The sequence below is a fragment of the Pantoea allii genome, assembly GCF_002307475.1.
Lineage (GTDB): Bacteria > Pseudomonadota > Gammaproteobacteria > Enterobacterales > Enterobacteriaceae > Pantoea > Pantoea allii.
Window position 1 is genome coordinate 76,537 of sequence record NZ_NTMH01000032.1, and the last position, 16,637, is coordinate 93,173.

The following is a 16,637-nucleotide window of genomic DNA, read 5'->3' on the forward strand; positions in this document are numbered from 1 at the left end:
ACTCCACTCAAACTGCTTCGACGCCAGCGGCAAGCAGGGCGCTTTCAAATTTATCCAGGAAGACCTGCATTTCATCATGATTGATCAGCAGGGAAGGCAGCAGACGTAATACGCTGCCGTGGCGTCCACCGCGCTCAAGGATCAGGCCATTTTCAAAGCATTTCTTCTGAATGAGAGCGGATAAATCACCATCAGCCGGGTAGCAGCCCATATGATCCTGCGCGTCGTTTGGCTTGACCATTTCAATACCGAGCATCAGGCCAAGACCACGCACGTTACCGATGGCCGGATAGCGTTGCTGCAGTTCGCCAAGTTTGCCTTTCAGCCACTCACCTTTTTCCGCGACGCTGTCAGCGATATTGTTTTCTTTCAGCAGCTTCAGCGTTGTCAGGCCCGTCGCCATCGCCAGCTGGTTGCCACGGAACGTGCCGGTATGATGGCCCGGTGACCAGGCATCAAACTGCTTTTTGATCCCCAGCACGGCTAACGGTAAACCGCCGCCTACCGCTTTTGACATCACGATAATATCGGGCTCAATGCCGGCATGCTCAAACGCGAAGAATTTACCGGTACGGGCAAATCCTGCCTGAACTTCATCCAGAATCAGCAGGATACCGTGCTCCTGCGTCACTTTACGGATGCGTTGCAGCCATTCAGCCGGTGCCGGATTCACGCCGCCTTCACCTTGAACCGCTTCGAGAATCACAGCAGCAGGTTTACGGACACCACTTTCAACATCGTTGATCAGGTTTTCGAAGTAGTAGGTCAGGGCTTTCACACCGGCGTCACCACCAATGCCCAGCGGGCAGCGGTACAGATGCGGGTAAGGCATAAACTGGACTTCTGGCATCATGCCATTGACGGCTTCTTTAGGTGACAGGTTGCCGGTAACAGCCAGTGCACCATGCGTCATGCCGTGATAACCGCCGGAGAAGCTGATCACACCTGAACGGCCGGTGTGTTTCTTCGCCAGCTTGAGCGCCGCTTCGACCGCATCCGCGCCGGAAGGCCCGGTGAATTGCAGGCAATATTCTTTGCCCTGACCCGGTAACAGGGAGAGCAGATATTCTGAGAACGCATCTTTTAATGGCGTGGTCAGATCCAGAGTATGTAACGGCAAGCCGCTGGTAATGACATTTTGGATGCTTTGCAGTACGTCAGGGTGATTATGACCTAACGCAAGCGTTCCGGCACCGGCAAGACAGTCAAGATACTGTTTGTTCTCGACGTCTGTGATCCAGACACCATTAGCTTTCGCAATCGCTAACGGTAATTTACGCGGATAACTTCGAACATTTGATTCAAACTCGGCCTGGCGGGCCAGATAAGTCTCATTGTTACCGTTTAATGTATTCGCATTCAAACTATCAATACGGACTTTATCCGTCATCATATCTCTCCTACAACCGGGCGTGGCATCACGCTGCAGTTGGATAAGTGAATAAAATTTAGAGCTGGTGTTAAAAACGCGGCCAATATAGGGTTTTTTAACACAGGACTCAATGATTAATTTTATAAGGATTTGTGGATGTATTTACTTTATAAACCAGCGACTTAGCCCGAAAAGGGAAGCGAGGTAAACCGCTTATGTTAAAATGAGTAAACAATAAAGCGCCTAAAAACACCTGCTTACCGCATTCCCGTGAGAATCTGCCAGCGAAAAATAAAGTGTGTTAGCAAGCATTTCAGGACAGATAAGCGATAAAATTTGAGATTAATCAACCAACAAAATGTAAAACGCACGCCATCTGAATGACACACTAAAAAGCTAAGAATGAATATTCGTATAACTTCTATTTAACATTCCATTAAAGCCAATACGCGAGAAAAAGACGCTTTGCGTCCTTCCCGCTCCGTTAACGCATAAATTGTATAAAGTGATTAATGTCGGCCATGACCTGCTCAATTTTTTCTGGCGAAGATTTAATGCTCAACATATCAGCATAGCCATTAAGCATGGCATTGAGTTGGCGCGCGCTGCGCGCGACATCATCCGTATGAAAACAACCCTGTGCAACGCCAGCACGAATAATGTCACAGAGCAACGCATCCCAGCCCGCCGTAATCTTGTCGGCTAAGTCTGCATAATCGGCGTTATGTGCCGCCATCTGCCAGAAAGAAGCATAGAGCCGCCAGACCGAATCTGAAGTATCAGGTATATGGCCTTCAATCATACAGTGTAGTTGCTGCTCAGGTTCCAGGCCGGCCAGTTCAGCGGTAAATTCCTCTAACTCGCGCTGCATGAAGTGTTCCAGCGCGGTTAAGGTAAGCGTGTGCCAGTCAGGGAAATAGTGATAAATATGGCTACGCGATATACCCAGCGATTCCGTTAATTCCCGCGTCGTGGCTTTCTCAATGCCTTTTTCGATAAAAAGCGCGACGGCGCCTGTGAGGATTTTTTCTTTCAAGGTTTCCCCAGATGTTGCCATTGGTGCTTTCATCATCACTCCCGAATTGACTTTGAGCAAACGCTCAAATACGATGCGCTGGTACTTGAGCATTCGCTCAATTCTAACCGTTTAAGAAAAGAAAATCATGTGTTCTACCCGAACGACACCACCGGATCTCGCACCACCAAACGCTATTGCGACCTTAAAGAGGTTAGGTCGACGTCACAATAAAAAGCTCGCGCTCACTCTGCTTTTAGTCGTGGCAGAAAACGTCACCTACCTGCTTTATCCGCTATTAGCCGGGTTTGCCATAAACGCCATTGTCACCGGGCAGGCGCTCTATGCTGTGCTCTATGCGGTCATGGTATTTACGATGTGGGTCATCGGAGCCGCAAGACGCAGCGTCGATACCCGCACCTTCGCCCGTATTTATGCCGAACTGGCGGTGCCGGTTATCGTGGCGCAGCGTCACGAAAAGCATAATGCGTCAACGGTTGCCGCTCGTGTGACGTTGTCACGTGAGTTTGTGGACTTTTTCGAACTTCATCTGCCCATGCTGATCACTTCTCTGGCATCGATCAGCGGCGCAGCCATCATGCTGCTGGTGATTGAATTCTGGACCGGCGTGGGCTGTGTGATCATTTTGTTGGTTCTTGCCTGTTTTTTACCCGGCTTCTCACGCAAGAATGAGGCGTTGTTTGGTCGTCTGAATAACCGGCTTGAAAAAGAGGTGAGTCTGGTGACGATGGCGCAGGCACCCACACTGGCGAAGCACTACGCTGTGCTGGCGCGATTACGTATTGGACTCTCCGATCGTGAGGCGCTGGGTTTTTTGACCATCGGTACGGCTGCGGCGCTGCTGTTTGCCTTTACGATCCTCGCCATGACCCGAAAAGGGATTGGTGATGCAGGACATATCTATTCCGTGATGACCTATCTGTGGATGTTCGCAATGAGCCTGGATGACGGGCCGCGCCTGCTTGAAAAATACTCGCAACTCAAAGATATAGGTCAGCGCGTGAATACAGGAAGCTAAGCGCGAAAGGGGCAACGGCACGGCAGTAACGTCGCCTGTCGTTGCCCACATGCTGGCGGGCTTTGGCAAAGGCAGCCGCGCATCACCTGTTAACTGACGCTTGCCACCAGCCATGGCGTCAGTTCGTCCAGTTCATGCTGCTGCAGTGGGTATTCCGCTTTTAACGCTTCAATGTGCTGCGCCATCACATCAGGTTGATAGGCTGCACCCTGTAAGCGTGAGGCCAGCATTTCCAGAGGCGCAGGATTCAGGCTGTCACTGAAAATCTGGCAGCGGCTAATCGTGCCGCGCTCAACGTCAAAATGGATTTCCACACCGCCCCAGACGAAACGATTATCCAGTACGTGTGAAAAGTCCGGCGCCTGACCAAAATTCCATTCCCAACTGCTTTGCCGGGCAAACTGTTGTTCAAAGCCGGGCAGGTCGGGCAGCCGGTCGGGTGAGATGTGCTCGGGTTTACAACGCGTGGCAAAATGTTCAAAACAGGCTTCAGTGATAGCGTGGCAGATATGTTCGTAGCGAATATCGGGAACCAGGGTTTGCAGATTGGTTACGCGTGCACGTACCGAGGCGATCCCTTTAGCCTGTAATTTTTTGCTATCCGGATTGAGATAATTTGCCAGGCGTGACAGATCGGCATTCATCAGGATTGTGCCATGATGGAAGCCACGATCGGGGGTTTCACGATAAGCCGAACCGGAAATTTTGCGCACGCCTTCATCCGTATCGATCACCAGGTCGTTGCGTCCGGACGCCTGGGCATTCACGCCCAGCTTTGCCAGTGCCTGCAGGATGATGGCGGTTGAGACACTTTTGTCATACTCGGGTTTGCCCGCCATAAATGTAAAGCAGCAGTTTCCCAGGTCATGGAATACCGCTCCGCCCCCGCTGCTGCGCCGCGCCAGTTTGATGCCATCCTCTGCCATTCGACGCGTATTACACTCTTTCCACGGGTTTTGCGCCCGACCAATCACCACGGTTTCTGCATTTCGCCACAAAAACAGTACCCGCTGGCTCGCCGGCATCTGGCGAAAAATACACTCCTCCACCGCCAGGTTGAACCAGGGATCGTTCGATTCTGATAACAGTAAACGCAAAGGGGGCATTATCAACTCCGTTTCCTTGAGAAATTCTGCCGCTACAGTAGGACAGAAGAGCAGTTTACTTCAGCCAGCCCCAGAGGCAATTGCCTTAGGACAGGCTGACGGCTAAGCGGAGATCGTGATGCCGTGCAGCATGGCCGGTCCTGCGGGTGAGTTCCGCTTTGTATCAAATTTGTTTAATATCGATTTAATATATTTATAACCCAAACAACTATCAGGTTTATCCTCTGCAGATTGTTATGATTTGGTTAATTACCAGTGGATTATTAAAAAAGAGACGTCCATGATTCGCAGGCATGGAGAGAATCGGATGACGTGATTCTGCAACCTCAGTTGATTTTCTCTTACGCGCAGGTTCAGGCGCGAACGCGTCAGGCTTTCGCTCTTAACCCAGGCGGCGACATGTCTGACATCATGGGCACTACCCTCATCATAACCCGTATTCCGCAGACTGATTTGCTGCCAGCGACAGGCGGCTTTTACTGGAAGATATCATGAATCACTATTCACGCCGACGCGTGCTGAAGATGGTCGGACTGGTGGCTGTGACCAGCGCCGCCGGACATCTGCTCCCCCTGGCCCGCCTTAATGCCGCACAACCGGACGCCCAGGCAGATGAGCTGGACGTTTTCATGCAGGTTTCTCAGCAACTCACACAGCGGGATGAGCTTAACGAAACCGTGGGCAGTGCGCTCTATGACACCTTAAGCCAGACGCAAAAGAATTTCTCGGCTGCACTGGTACATTTAAGTAACCTGCTGACGCGTCAGACCGATCTGTTGCAACAGGAACGTTTGCAGTTTGCCGAGAGCGATGCGGGCTGTGCGAAGCTGGCGGGCGCCATTCTTAGCGGTTGGTACACCGGGGTGGTGGGGAAAGGTAAAAATGCGCGATACATCACCTACATCAATACCCTTGCGAATCAGGTCGTCAATGACAAACTGGTTCCGCCGAGCTTCTCATATGGCGTCTGTGGCAGTTGGGCGAGTCAACCGTGATCCTTTTTAAGAGTAATGTCATCAATGAAGAAGAATGAGTCGGCTGATGTCGTCGTGATTGGCGCGGGCGTGAATGGCGCATTACTGGCTACCCGATTGGCTAAAGCCGGTAAAACCGTTGTATTACTTGAGTCCGGGCCGAAAGTCGGCCGGGATGAGCTGGTCGAGCGCTTCCGTAGCTCCGCCTTTAAGTCTGACTTTATGTCCCCTTATCCCTTTTCGCCCATGGCGCCGCAGCCGCGATATACACCTGAACCCAACGACTATCTGCAGCAATTAGGCCCGCAGGCGTTTAATGCACAGTACATCCGCATCTTTGGTGGCACCAGCTGGCACTGGGCTGCCCAACTGTGGCGCTTTGTGCCCAATGATTTCCAGCAATACACACGTTATGGCGTGGGAAAAGACTGGCCGATTGGCTATCAGGATCTGGAACCCTATTACTATGAGGCTGAAGTTATCGCTGGTGTCGGGGGATCGCCGGATAACGGATCGCCACGTAGCAAGCCTTTCCCGATGGAGCGCGTACCGGCGTCATGGCTACAGCAGCGTGTAACGGCACGGCTCGCGCCAGATTTCACCGTGCTGGATGACAGCACGGGGCGCAACAGCCGTAGTTATGATGGTCGACCAGCCTGCTGCGGCAACAATAACTGTATGCCGTTGTGCCCGATCGATGCCCAGTATCATGGCGGGCTGGCCGCCCAGCAGGCAGAAGACAGCGGCGTCCAGGTCATTACCGAGGCGGTGGTTTATCAGCTTGAACACGATGGGCAGGGCAGGATTGTTGCCGCGAACTATTATGACTGGAATAAAACCAGCCATCGCATCACGGCACAGACATTTGTCCTCGCGGCCAACGCGATTGAAACGCCGAAGCTGTTACTGATGTCCACCAGCGATAAATTTCCGCAGGGAATTGCCAATGCCCGGGATACTGTCGGGCGTCATCTCTGCGATCATCCCGCGATTGGCGTCACCTTCGACGTAGATGAGGAGATCTGGCCGGGACGTGGCCCTGTCAGCCCGTGCTCGATTGGTCAGTTCAGAGACGGCGAATTCCGCCGCGAACATGCGCCATTCCGTCTGGATATCTCCAATGCCTCGCAGGTGGCGGCGGTGACAAAAGAAGTGCTGGAAGAGGGATACTTTGGTAAAAAACTCCAGGAGCAAGTCCGTTTCCGTGCGGCACGCCGTCTTAGCATTAAAAATGCGCTGGAGCAGCTCCCCAATCCTGACAATCGCGTGACCTTAAGCCGCAATAAAGATGCATTGGGATTACCCACACCTGCGTTGTTCTGGGATGTGGATGACTATGTGCAGAAAGGCACAGAAAAAACGCGTGAGTGCTATGACGCGATAGCGGCCAAGCTTGGCGCAACCAATATCCAGCACAGCAAAAGCGGCAAATTCTCCAATCGCCAACATATCACCGGCACCCTGTCGATGGGGCACGATCCCGCCACCAGCGTAACTGATGCCTGGGGACGGGCGCACGATCATGAAAACCTGTTCATGGTTGGTACCGGCGTGATGCCAACGGTTGGTACCTGTAATGTTACGCTCACCGCCATGGCGCTTGCGCTGCGCACCGCTGACAAGATTTTGCAGGAGACACAGCATGGGTAAGCGATTAAATCGGTTACTGCCTTTAGTGGTGCTCATGCTCACTGCAACCCAGGGCAGTGCGCAGGCAGAAAGCCAGACTGACCTTATAAAACGGGGTGAATACCTTGCTGTCGCCGGGGATTGTGCCGCCTGCCACACAGATGAAGGCAAGGCACCTTTTAGCGGCGGACATGCCATTGGTAGCCCGTTAGGGATCATTTTCAGCACCAATATTACGCCATCAAAAACGGCCGGCATAGGTGACTACAGCGAGAAACAGTTTGCCGATGCGCTACGCAGGGGCATGCGTGCCGATGGCAGCCATCTTTATCCCGCCATGCCTTACACCGCTTATGCCAAAGTGAGCGACAGCGATGTTTCGGCGCTTTATGCTTACTTTATGCATGGCGTCAAAGCCGTTGACACACAGCCGGAAAAAACCGCGCTGCCTTTTCCGTTCAACCTGCGTTTTAGTATGGCTGCATGGAATGTACTGTTCCTCGATACCAAACCCTTCAGGCCCGATCCCAGCCAGTCAGCAGAATGGAACCGTGGCGCTTATCTGGTCGAAGGATTAACCCACTGCAGCACCTGCCATACGCCGCGGAATTTTTTGATGGCGGAGCAACAGAGCAAATCGCTACAGGGTGCTTCTTTGGGAACCTGGTTTGCGCCGGATATCACGGCGAATACCTTACAGAGTGACGATCAGTGGTCACGAGAATCGCTGGCTGCCTACCTGGCGAGCGGTCACGCCGATAACGGGGCGACCGCAGCGGGGCCGATGCTTGAAGCCATCGATAAAAGCTTTTCCAGGATGACGCCGGAAGACCGGAACGCGATTGCGACCTATCTGATGCCTGTCGCCGAGCAGGAAGACAGCGATGCCGACACCGAGTCAGATGTACAGGAACCGGCCAGCGGACTCACACCAGTAACCGGTGATGATACGCCAGATATGTTATCGGACATGACGGATGGCGAGCGTGTTTACCGCAATAATTGTGCCTCGTGCCATAACCTGGAAGGACAGGGCTTAACAGGATTCCCCGCTCTGACTAAACATCCGGTATTAGAGAAACCTACGGCGGATAACGTTGCGATGGCTGTGCTTGGCGGTGTCTGGCCAGCGAAGGGGCAGGGTATGATTGGCTTTGCCCATACGCTGGATGATACGCAAATTGCTGACGTCACCAATTATGTTATGCAGGATATCGGTAACAGTGCGGTGCGCATTACCCCGGACCGGGTGAAATCACTGCGTCAGGGCGGCGAGCCATCACTACTCTTGCCGCTAGCCCGCGCAGGCATAGCGGTGGCTGTGCTGGCGGTCGTACTGCTGCTGTTTTGGTGGTGGCGTCGCCGACGCTAGTCGCTTTTTCTCCACGTCCCCGTGGACGTGGAGAATCGCCGTGACATCGGTGTGGTCCCCGGATAAGACCCGGCTGCTTATTACGGCAGTCAGCTACATGCCTTCTGAACACATTTCTGACCGCGCGCAACGCTATACTGAAGCCTCTCCTTTACTCTAAACTGAAAACAGCTGATATAAGTATTCCGTCAGGATGTGATTGATAACACGCTGTTTCTGATATTTTGCATTATCCCGTAGCGAGAGAATGGTAAACCGGCATGGAATTACGTCGAAAAAAAGATGTTGCAATGATGCGCATTTCGCCGCTGCTCAGAAGTATTACCCTGGCGGGGAGTTTATTAACGATTGGCGTGATTGTTGTTAATGTCTGGACGCTTCACCTGGACTGGCAAAGGACGGTTCGATTAGCTGAAGAGCGCGCGATCGATCTTTCTCTGGCACAGGCGCGTCAGGCAGAAGACACGTTTCTCCAGACAGAACTGTCACTGCGTGAAGTCCAGCGAGAAATTGAGTCCCAGACTGAGACCGGCGTGGATGTTTCAGCAATCAATAACATCATGCGCACCTTACAGAGCCGTCTGCCTCAGATGGATGGCATCTTTTATTACGACGCGCAGGGTAAATGGATAGCCAGTTCCTTAACGCAGACACCTTCAGCAAATAACGCCGATCGGGAATATTTTGCCTACCATCGCAATAATCCCCGTAACAGCGTGCACGTCGGGCCCGCTTTACGTAGCCGCAGTTCGGAACGCTACGTGATCCCTGTTTCTTTGCGCGTCAGCGATAACTACGGTGATTTCCGTGGTGTACTTCTTGCCACGGTGAGTGTCGATTACTTTCGCCATTATTATGATTATTTTGTCATTGGCCCCAAGGATTTACTGGCGCTGATGCTGGCAGACAGCACTGTGCTTTATGCTCGCCCTTTGCCAGACAGCTACATTGGTAAAAACCTCTCATCCAGCCCGCTTTTCCATCAGTTACTCGAAAATTCACAGCGCGGTAGTGGTCAGTGGAAGGCTGAAGTTGACGGTATAACGCGCATTTTTGGCTTCGCTAGCTCAAGCCGTTATCCTTTCGTCGTTGCCGCCGGCTTTGATAAACAAGGGCTTTTCGTGCACTGGGCTGAAAGCAGGGTGCAGGGAGTGGTACTGAGTCTGGTGTTACTGATGGCGATCATCCTGCTGTGGATGTTAATGCGGCATGAAGCCCGGCGCAGTTTACGCTACCAAATTGAATTAACCCATCTCAGGGATGAACTCACCGCCGCCAACCACTCGCTGGAAAATCTGGCGAACGCCGATGGGCTAACGGGACTGGCCAACCGTCGTTATTTTGACCACTTTCTGAAAAAAAGCCTGTTGCACGGACGCAGTAGCGGAGGACCGGTATCGTTGATACTTTTCGATATCGATTATTTCAAACGCTACAACGATACCTACGGTCACGTTGCAGGTGACGCCTGTTTACAACAGGTGGGCCGTGTGCTGAAAACGTTCGCCCAGCGTCGGACCGATATTGCTGCCCGTTATGGCGGTGAAGAATTTGCCATCGTGCTAGCCGATACTCGCGCCGAGGATGCATTAAGGATGGCGTTGAGTGTGGTTGAGGCGGTCAGAGCGTTAGCTATACCGCATACTTCTACGGGGCTGGAGACGGGGTGCGTAACGTTAAGCGCCGGCGTGGCGTCTTCGGCGTCCGGGGAAGGACCGGAAAGCGCAGGATTATTGATTAAACGCGCGGATGAAGCGCTCTATCGTGTCAAACACCAGGGACGAAACGGGGCCAGCATCTAGCTCACGTCGAGCCGATCTGGCAGGGAAACCGCCCGGGCATTGCCCGGGCGGGTAAAGATTATTTGTCGCTACCGAATCCCTGCTTGTGTAGCGCTGGCAGGACGTTGGGGAAATAGATGTGCTGGTAATATCCGCTCACGCTGTCGCTCCAGCTTTCGCCGTCCGCACGCCCGGTTGCTTGCCAGTGCTGAACCATTTCAGCATTGTAAGCCGCGATTTGCTGCTCCAGACCTTCGGTGTGATAGCTTTCTTCGTGACGGAAGGTTTGCATCGGCAGGCGTGGTTTTTGAAATGCGGGTTGATCGACATACCCAATCACCACGCCCGCCACCGGGAACGTATATTCTGGCAAATTAAGCAGTGAGATCATCGCGTCAGGATCGCGGCGAATCCCCCCAATGGGCACGATGCCTAAGCCTTCTGCCCGGGCCGCGGCCATGATACTTCCCAGCGCAATGCCGACATCGGTAGCACCAGAAACAATACTCTCAATACTTTCCTGAGCAACCTGCTCTTTGCCTACTGCCGCCATTGCCATACGGGATTTATGCATGTCGAGCACCAGGGTAATAAACACCGGGGCCTTAGCAATCCACGGCTGTCCACCGGCAATCTGGGAGATCGCCTGACGTTTCCCGGCATCCCGCGTGACGACCAGTGAAACCTGCTGTGAATTAACAGAAGTCGGCGCGCGATAGGCGGTGCTGATGATGCGATCCAGGATGGCATCGTCGACGGGTTTGTCGGTAAAGCTGCGTTCACTTTTATGGCTGGTAAACAGGTTAATAATATCGCTCATCGTTGCTCCAAAACGTTAACCTAAAATTCAGTTGCCTGAGGATAACAAATTTATGTCTGCCACTCTTTAACCGCACTGGCCTTAACCTGTCGATTAATAACAAATTTAACGGACAGGCAACCTGGAGACGTTAAGCATGACTAATGTGCCTGAGATAACACCCGGTTTGCGTTTTTACCACTCTGGCGAGTGGCACGCTGGCGGGAAGGGTGCGGCAGGCCTCGCCACCACACGGGAAAGGCGGATACCTGTCTGAAGGGATAAACAGGGTACGGGCAACTGATGAAGGATAAGCCTGGATGATTAAAAGCAGGCTTATCATTTTTCTGTCATTTTTCAGCCATAAATCGTTCATTTTTCTCCGCTAGCTTACTGCAATTCTCATTTGCAAAGCGGCGCATGTATGAGCCATTTGGCGCTTCATAACATCACCAAACGCTGGGGCGAGAAAATCGCGCTGGATAATATCAATTTTGACGCCGCAGAAGGGACGTTTGTTGCACTGTTGGGCCCTTCAGGCTGCGGTAAATCGACCTTACTCCGCACCATTGCCGGGCTGGAGACGGCCGACAACGGATCGGTCAGTTTTAACCATCTGGATATCACCCACTTACCGCCCTCCCAGCGCAAGCTTTCCATGGTGTTTCAGTCGTATGCGTTATTTCCTCATCTGAGCGTCAAAGAGAATTTGTTGTTCGGTTTAAAAGCCCGCGGCGAGGATAAACTCACGTTTGCCGATCGTCTGCGTCAGGTCAGTAAGCTGATGGAACTTGAGACGTTGCTGGATCGCTTACCGTCCCAACTGTCCGGTGGTCAACAACAGCGGGTGGCGTTAGGCCGTGCCGTTATCGCTAACAATACGCTGTGCCTGATGGATGAACCCCTTTCTAACCTTGATGCCAAACTGCGCCAAAGCATGCGTCGTGAAATTCGTGCCTTACAGAAAAAACTGGGGCTGACGATGCTCTACGTGACGCACGATCAGACAGAAGCGATGAGCATGGCCGACAGCATCATCTTGCTGAATGAGGGGCGAATTGAGCAGCATGACACGCCAGATAACCTCTATAACAATCCAGCCAGTGTGTTTGCGGCACAGTTTATAGGCGCACCGCCCATGAATATCTTACCGCTGACCTTTGACCACATGAATCACTACCTGAGCCCGCTTACGCAGCCCGTCGTTGAAGGTTTTAGCAATGGCGCGCTCAGTCTTGGGATTAGGGCAGAAGATATCCAGCTCATTAACGCCGATGGCGCGGCGCTGACGGCCAACGTCGTGAGTTATGAATATATGGGGGCGGACACCTTATTACAGTGCCAGATTGCTCACAGCCATGCGTCGTTAACCGTCACGGTCCCGGGAATGAAACGGTTTATCGAGGGAAGCCAGACCGGGCTGCAATGGCCTGCCGATAAGCAATACCTGTTTTCAACTGATAGCGGTAAACGCTGTTTGCACGCTGAGCAGCTGATGTCTGTGTCATCCAAAAAATATGCGGTTTAACGGTCTTTTTACCTAAGGGAAAATCATGTCTGCCATTCGTCTGTCACATCTGCTTCCTGCATTGCTTATCGCAACGAGCGCGTCGGTATTTGCCGCCGATCCGGTTAAGTTGCAGATGTACTATCCCATCGCGGTGGGCGGAGAAATCAGCCACACCGTCGAAGCACTGGTCGCTGATTTCGAAAAAATTCATCCTGAAGTCAGTATTCAGCCGGTATATACCGGTGACTACGCCACGACGGTGACCAAAGCGTTGACTGCGTTTCGCGGCGGTAATGCACCGCAAATGGCGGTCATTGGTGATATCGAAGCCTATTCACTGATGGACGCGGGTGCCATTGTGGCGGCCAGCGACCTGGCAAAGGACGATGACGGTAAAAAATGGATCGACAGCTTCTATCCTGCTTTTTTGCGTCATATCAACGGTAAAGTGTGGGGCATTCCTTTTCAGCGCTCGACGGTGGTGCTGTACTGGAATAAGCAGGCGTTTGAAAAAGCGGGTCTGGATGCGGATACACCGCCGGCGAACTGGCAGCAGGTGGTGGACTTTGGTAAAAAACTGGTCGTGAAAGACGGTGATAACGTCAGCCAGTGGGGCATTGAAATCCCGACTACGCCCAATGGCTACTGGGTGTTTCAGGGGTTTGCTGCGACAAACGGCGCGCATCTTGATAACGGCAAGGGCACCGCCGTCTATTTTAATACACCTAAAAATAGTGAAACGCTGCAATGGCTGGCCGATTTAGGCCAGAAAGAAGGCGTTTCACCGAAAGGCGCTATCGCCTGGGGCACGACGCCGCAGGATTTTCTCAGTGGCAAAACTGCGATGATGGTGACGACCACCGGGAACCTGAGTGTCGTGCGCAAAAATGCCAAATTCCCGTTTGGCATCGCAATGCTTCCTGAAAAAACCCAGCGCGGTAGCCCAACCGGCGGCGGAAATCTCTACGTCTTCAAAAATGCATCGGCAGCGCAGCAGAAAGCGGCAATGGAATTTATCCGTTGGGTCACCGCCCCTGAACAGGCCGCTCGCTGGAGTATTGCCACCGGCTACGTGGCGACCTCTCCCGCCGCATGGGAAACACCGGCAATGAAAGCTTATGTGAAACAGGTACCCCAGGCGCTGGTGGCTCGTGAGCAACTCAAATATGCCCAGCCAGAACTGTCGACCTACAACAGCGTACAAATTCAGGAGGCGCTGAACCACGCCATTGAAGCCGCCATTACCCAGGCTAAAACACCAGCAGAAGCTCTGGAAGCGGCGCAGAAACAGGCCGATCGTTTGCTGAAGGCTTACCAGTAACACTATGGCGATGCGCATTCTTACACCGGCAGCGTCAGCCTCTCGCTCTGGTGGCGGGTCATTACAGCTGTGTGGCTATCTGCTGATTTTACCGGCACTGGTTTTTTTGCTGCTCTTTACCCACTATCCTGCACTGGCGACGGTGTGGGAAAGTCTGTTCAGCGTCTCACGTAATGGTCATCCGGCCCAGTTTGTTGGGCTGGATAACTATGCTGCGCTGCTGGATGACGATGTGTTTATCCGCTCGTTGTGGAATAACCTGCTGTATGCCCTGATCACTATTCCGCTGGCGGTCACGCTGGCTTTACTGATGGCGCTGGCCGTTAACCGGCGGCTGGCAGGGAATGCGATGGTTCGTGCGGCGTTTTTTATTCCTTCTCTGCTGCCAATGATTGCCATTGCCAACCTGTGGCTGTTTTTTTACACGCCGCAGCTTGGCCTGCTGAACAAGCTGCTGGCGCTGTTTTCCTTTGCCCCCATTAACTGGCTCGGGGAGCCAGGCACCTCGCTGTGGTGTCTGATGGCGGTCTCCGTCTGGCGTGAAGCCGGATTCTTTATGATCTTCTATCTGGCCGCTCTGCAGCAGATTGATCCGCGACTGAGTGAAGCGGCACAAATTGAAGGTGCATCTCACGGGTACTTCTTCCGACGCGTCCAGTGGCCATTACTGATGCCGACCACGTTATTTGTGCTAATCAACGCATCAATGAACGCATTTCGCATTGTCGATCAGGTGATTGCCATGACCAATGGCGGCCCGGACAACAGCAGCAGCCTGTTACTGTTTTACATCTACCGCACCGCATTCAGTTACTGGGATTTACCGGCAGCGGCGGCAATGACCGTGGTGTTACTGCTGATTTTAGCGGCCATTGCTGTGGTTAAGTTTAGGTTACTGGACAAGCGAGCCCATTATCAATGAAGCCTCAATGTGCTGTTGGTCGCCTGTGCCTGAATGCCGTTATCTGGCTGACGGCGGTGCTATGGTTACTTCCCATCCTGGTCGCGCTGTGGGTGGCGATACATCCGGCGGCAGAGCAGGGGAGCTTTACGCTCTTTGCTCCCCTGACGCTGCAGAATTTTATTGACGCCTGGCACGCTGCGCCCTTTGCCCGCTACTTTCTCAACACCATTTTGCTGGTGTTAATGATCGTCGTATGTCAGCTGGTGCTGGCCACCATGGCGGCTTACCCTTTGGTGCGTTTTCGCCTGAAGTATTCGGGGGTTTTATTTGCGCTTATCCTGTTACAGCTGATGATCAGCCCCGATGTGTTGATCCTCAACAATTACAAAACGATTGGCGCGCTCGGGTTGCGCGATACCTTGACTGGCATTGCCTTACCCTATTTCGCCTCGGCCTTTGCCATCTTCCTGCTGCGCCAGACGTTTAAAAGCATTCCTGTGGTACTGGAAGAAGCGGCTGTCGTGGAAGGTGCCAGCCGGTTTTATATTTTACGTAAAATTTATATCCCGCTGGCCAGGCCGATTTATATCGCCTTTGCACTGGTTTCTGTTAGCTTCCACTGGAATGATTTTCTCTGGCCACTGGTGATTACCGATTCTGTTAAGGTGCGGCCATTAACGGTCGGGCTGCAGTTATTTTCTTCGCCGGAGCAGGGCGTTCAGTGGGCGCTTATTGGGGCGGCGACGATCATGACAACGCTGCCGTTACTGCTGCTGTTTCTGATTTTCCAGCGCCAGTTTATCCAGTCGTTTATGCGTGCTGGCATACGTTAAGGTGTCCCGCATGTTAATGCCTCACTCGCTTAGTCTGCCACAACGCGCATTACTGGCGGAAGTCGCTCAGCTTTATCAACCGCCGTCGCTGCGGACGGTGGCGGCAGGGGATAACAGGGTTCGTTTTGGTCTGATTGCCGATCCGCAATATGCGGATATCGAGCCGGATATCGACAATAATCTCTATTATCGCAACGGACTACAAAAGCTACAGCGGGCCATCGGGGTGCTTAACGCGCAGCCGCTCGATTTTGTTGTCACGCTGGGCGATCTGGTCGATCGCGACTGGCAAAGCTATGCGGCGGTGCTGCCTGTGTATCAAGGCTTACAGCATCCTCATGCCGTGGTGCTGGGTAATCACGATGCGCAGACTATAGCCGCACGGCTTGAGGGAAAGCTTCCCTTACCTAAGAGCTATTACGCCTTCCGTTTCAACGGATGGCGTTTCATTGTCTACGATGGCAACGATATCAGTGTTTACTGCAATGCACTCAACGGCACAGACCGTGAACAGGCCGCGGCGTTGCTGGCCCGACTCCAGCGCCAGCAGCAGCCCCAGGCACAGCCCTGGAATGGCGCAGTGGGTAAACAGCAACTGGACTGGATTGAGCAGCAGTTACAGGCCGCCCAACAGTGCGGGGAAAGCGTCGTGGTATTGGGGCATTATCCTCTGGCACCCGAGAATACACATATGTTGATGAATGCCGGAGAGTTGGTGGATTTATTCACTCGCTATCGGGTACGCGCCTGTTTTGCCGGGCACGATCATCGTGGCGGCTATGCACGTATCGGGCACACCGAGTTTTTCACTATGAAAGGAATGCTGAATGGTCCGTCAGATGCGCCCTTTGCGCGGGTGGAAATAGACGATAACACACTCAGGTTACATGGCTTTGAGGGAGAGGTAAGCCACTGCTCAAGGACATTAAATCGCGTTTAATCAACACCATTCCTAATCAGACCTCTTTTCCCCTCTTTTTAA

The 16,637-nt window shown here is 52.8% G+C and carries 14 protein-coding genes; 10 read left to right on the plus strand and 4 right to left on the minus strand.

Annotation, left to right across the window (positions count from 1 at the left end):
• Positions 1-7: 7 nt before the first annotated feature.
• Positions 8-1,390 carry a diaminobutyrate--2-oxoglutarate transaminase gene (locus tag CMR03_RS12225; RefSeq protein ID WP_063877053.1) on the minus strand — a complete coding sequence of 461 codons (1,383 nt, stop codon included), beginning with the start codon at positions 1,388-1,390 and terminating at the stop codon, positions 8-10.
• A gap of 466 nt (positions 1,391-1,856) precedes the next feature.
• The gene (locus tag CMR03_RS12230) at positions 1,857-2,441 is read right to left on the minus strand and encodes a TetR/AcrR family transcriptional regulator (protein ID WP_096011547.1); all 585 of its coding nucleotides are present in this window, start codon (positions 2,439-2,441) and stop codon (positions 1,857-1,859) included.
• Positions 2,442-2,535: 94 nt separating this feature from the next.
• Between CMR03_RS12230 and CMR03_RS12235 the strand changes: the two genes are divergently transcribed.
• Complete coding sequence (locus CMR03_RS12235) at positions 2,536-3,426, plus strand: ABC transporter six-transmembrane domain-containing protein (RefSeq protein ID WP_096011548.1); 891 nt, start codon at positions 2,536-2,538, stop codon at positions 3,424-3,426.
• An 89-nt stretch (positions 3,427-3,515) separates the two neighbouring features.
• On the opposite strand, the gene lplA is transcribed toward CMR03_RS12235, so the two are convergent.
• A complete protein-coding gene (lplA, locus tag CMR03_RS12240) occupies positions 3,516-4,532 on the minus strand; it encodes a lipoate--protein ligase (protein WP_096011549.1) in 1,017 nt (338 codons plus the stop codon).
• 491 nt (positions 4,533-5,023) lie between these two features.
• Here lplA and CMR03_RS12250 point away from each other — a divergent pair, with 491 nt between their 5' ends.
• The 4 genes from CMR03_RS12250 to CMR03_RS12265 all read left to right on the plus strand — a co-directional run bounded on the left by CMR03_RS12250 (position 5,024) and on the right by CMR03_RS12265 (position 10,309).
• Positions 5,024-5,527 carry a sugar dehydrogenase complex small subunit gene (locus tag CMR03_RS12250; RefSeq protein WP_063877058.1) on the plus strand — a complete coding sequence of 168 codons (504 nt, stop codon included), beginning with the start codon at positions 5,024-5,026 and terminating at the stop codon, positions 5,525-5,527.
• Positions 5,528-5,551: 24 nt separating this feature from the next.
• Positions 5,552-7,156: a GMC family oxidoreductase gene (locus CMR03_RS12255; protein WP_096011550.1), complete on the plus strand. Its 1,605-nt coding sequence runs from the start codon at positions 5,552-5,554 to the stop codon at positions 7,154-7,156.
• Positions 7,149-8,507, plus strand: a complete 1,359-nt coding sequence (locus CMR03_RS12260; protein WP_096011551.1) for a c-type cytochrome — start codon at positions 7,149-7,151, stop codon at positions 8,505-8,507. The genes CMR03_RS12255 and CMR03_RS12260 overlap by 8 nt, the downstream gene beginning before the upstream one ends.
• Positions 8,508-8,767: 260 nt before the next feature.
• Entirely contained in the window at positions 8,768-10,309 is a 1,542-nt protein-coding gene (locus CMR03_RS12265) for a sensor domain-containing diguanylate cyclase (protein ID WP_063877061.1), read from the plus strand.
• A 58-nt stretch (positions 10,310-10,367) separates the two neighbouring features.
• Here the strand turns inward: CMR03_RS12265 and CMR03_RS12270 are convergent, their stop codons facing one another.
• Positions 10,368-11,108 (minus strand): nitroreductase family protein, encoded by a 741-nt coding sequence (locus CMR03_RS12270; protein ID WP_096011552.1) that lies wholly within the window; start codon positions 11,106-11,108, stop codon positions 10,368-10,370.
• Between the two features lie 403 nt (positions 11,109-11,511).
• Between CMR03_RS12270 and CMR03_RS12275 the strand changes: the two genes are divergently transcribed.
• Genes CMR03_RS12275 through CMR03_RS12295 form a run of 5 tightly spaced genes read left to right on the plus strand, consistent with a single transcriptional unit; the run spans position 11,512 to position 16,595 of the window.
• On the plus strand, positions 11,512-12,615 hold the full coding sequence (locus CMR03_RS12275; protein WP_096011553.1) for an ABC transporter ATP-binding protein: 1,104 nt from the start codon (positions 11,512-11,514) through the stop codon (positions 12,613-12,615).
• 25 nt (positions 12,616-12,640) lie between these two features.
• Positions 12,641-13,918, plus strand: a complete 1,278-nt coding sequence (locus CMR03_RS12280; protein WP_096011554.1) for an ABC transporter substrate-binding protein — start codon at positions 12,641-12,643, stop codon at positions 13,916-13,918.
• Between the two features lie 10 nt (positions 13,919-13,928).
• A complete protein-coding gene (locus CMR03_RS12285; RefSeq protein ID WP_096011657.1) occupies positions 13,929-14,840 on the plus strand; it encodes a carbohydrate ABC transporter permease in 912 nt (303 codons plus the stop codon).
• Entirely contained in the window at positions 14,837-15,655 is an 819-nt protein-coding gene (locus CMR03_RS12290) for a carbohydrate ABC transporter permease (protein WP_096011555.1), read from the plus strand. Before CMR03_RS12285 ends, CMR03_RS12290 begins: the two co-directional genes overlap by 4 nt.
• Positions 15,656-15,665: 10 nt before the next feature.
• On the plus strand, positions 15,666-16,595 hold the full coding sequence (locus CMR03_RS12295; protein WP_096011556.1) for a metallophosphoesterase: 930 nt from the start codon (positions 15,666-15,668) through the stop codon (positions 16,593-16,595).
• The last annotated feature ends 42 nt before the right edge of the window (positions 16,596-16,637 follow it).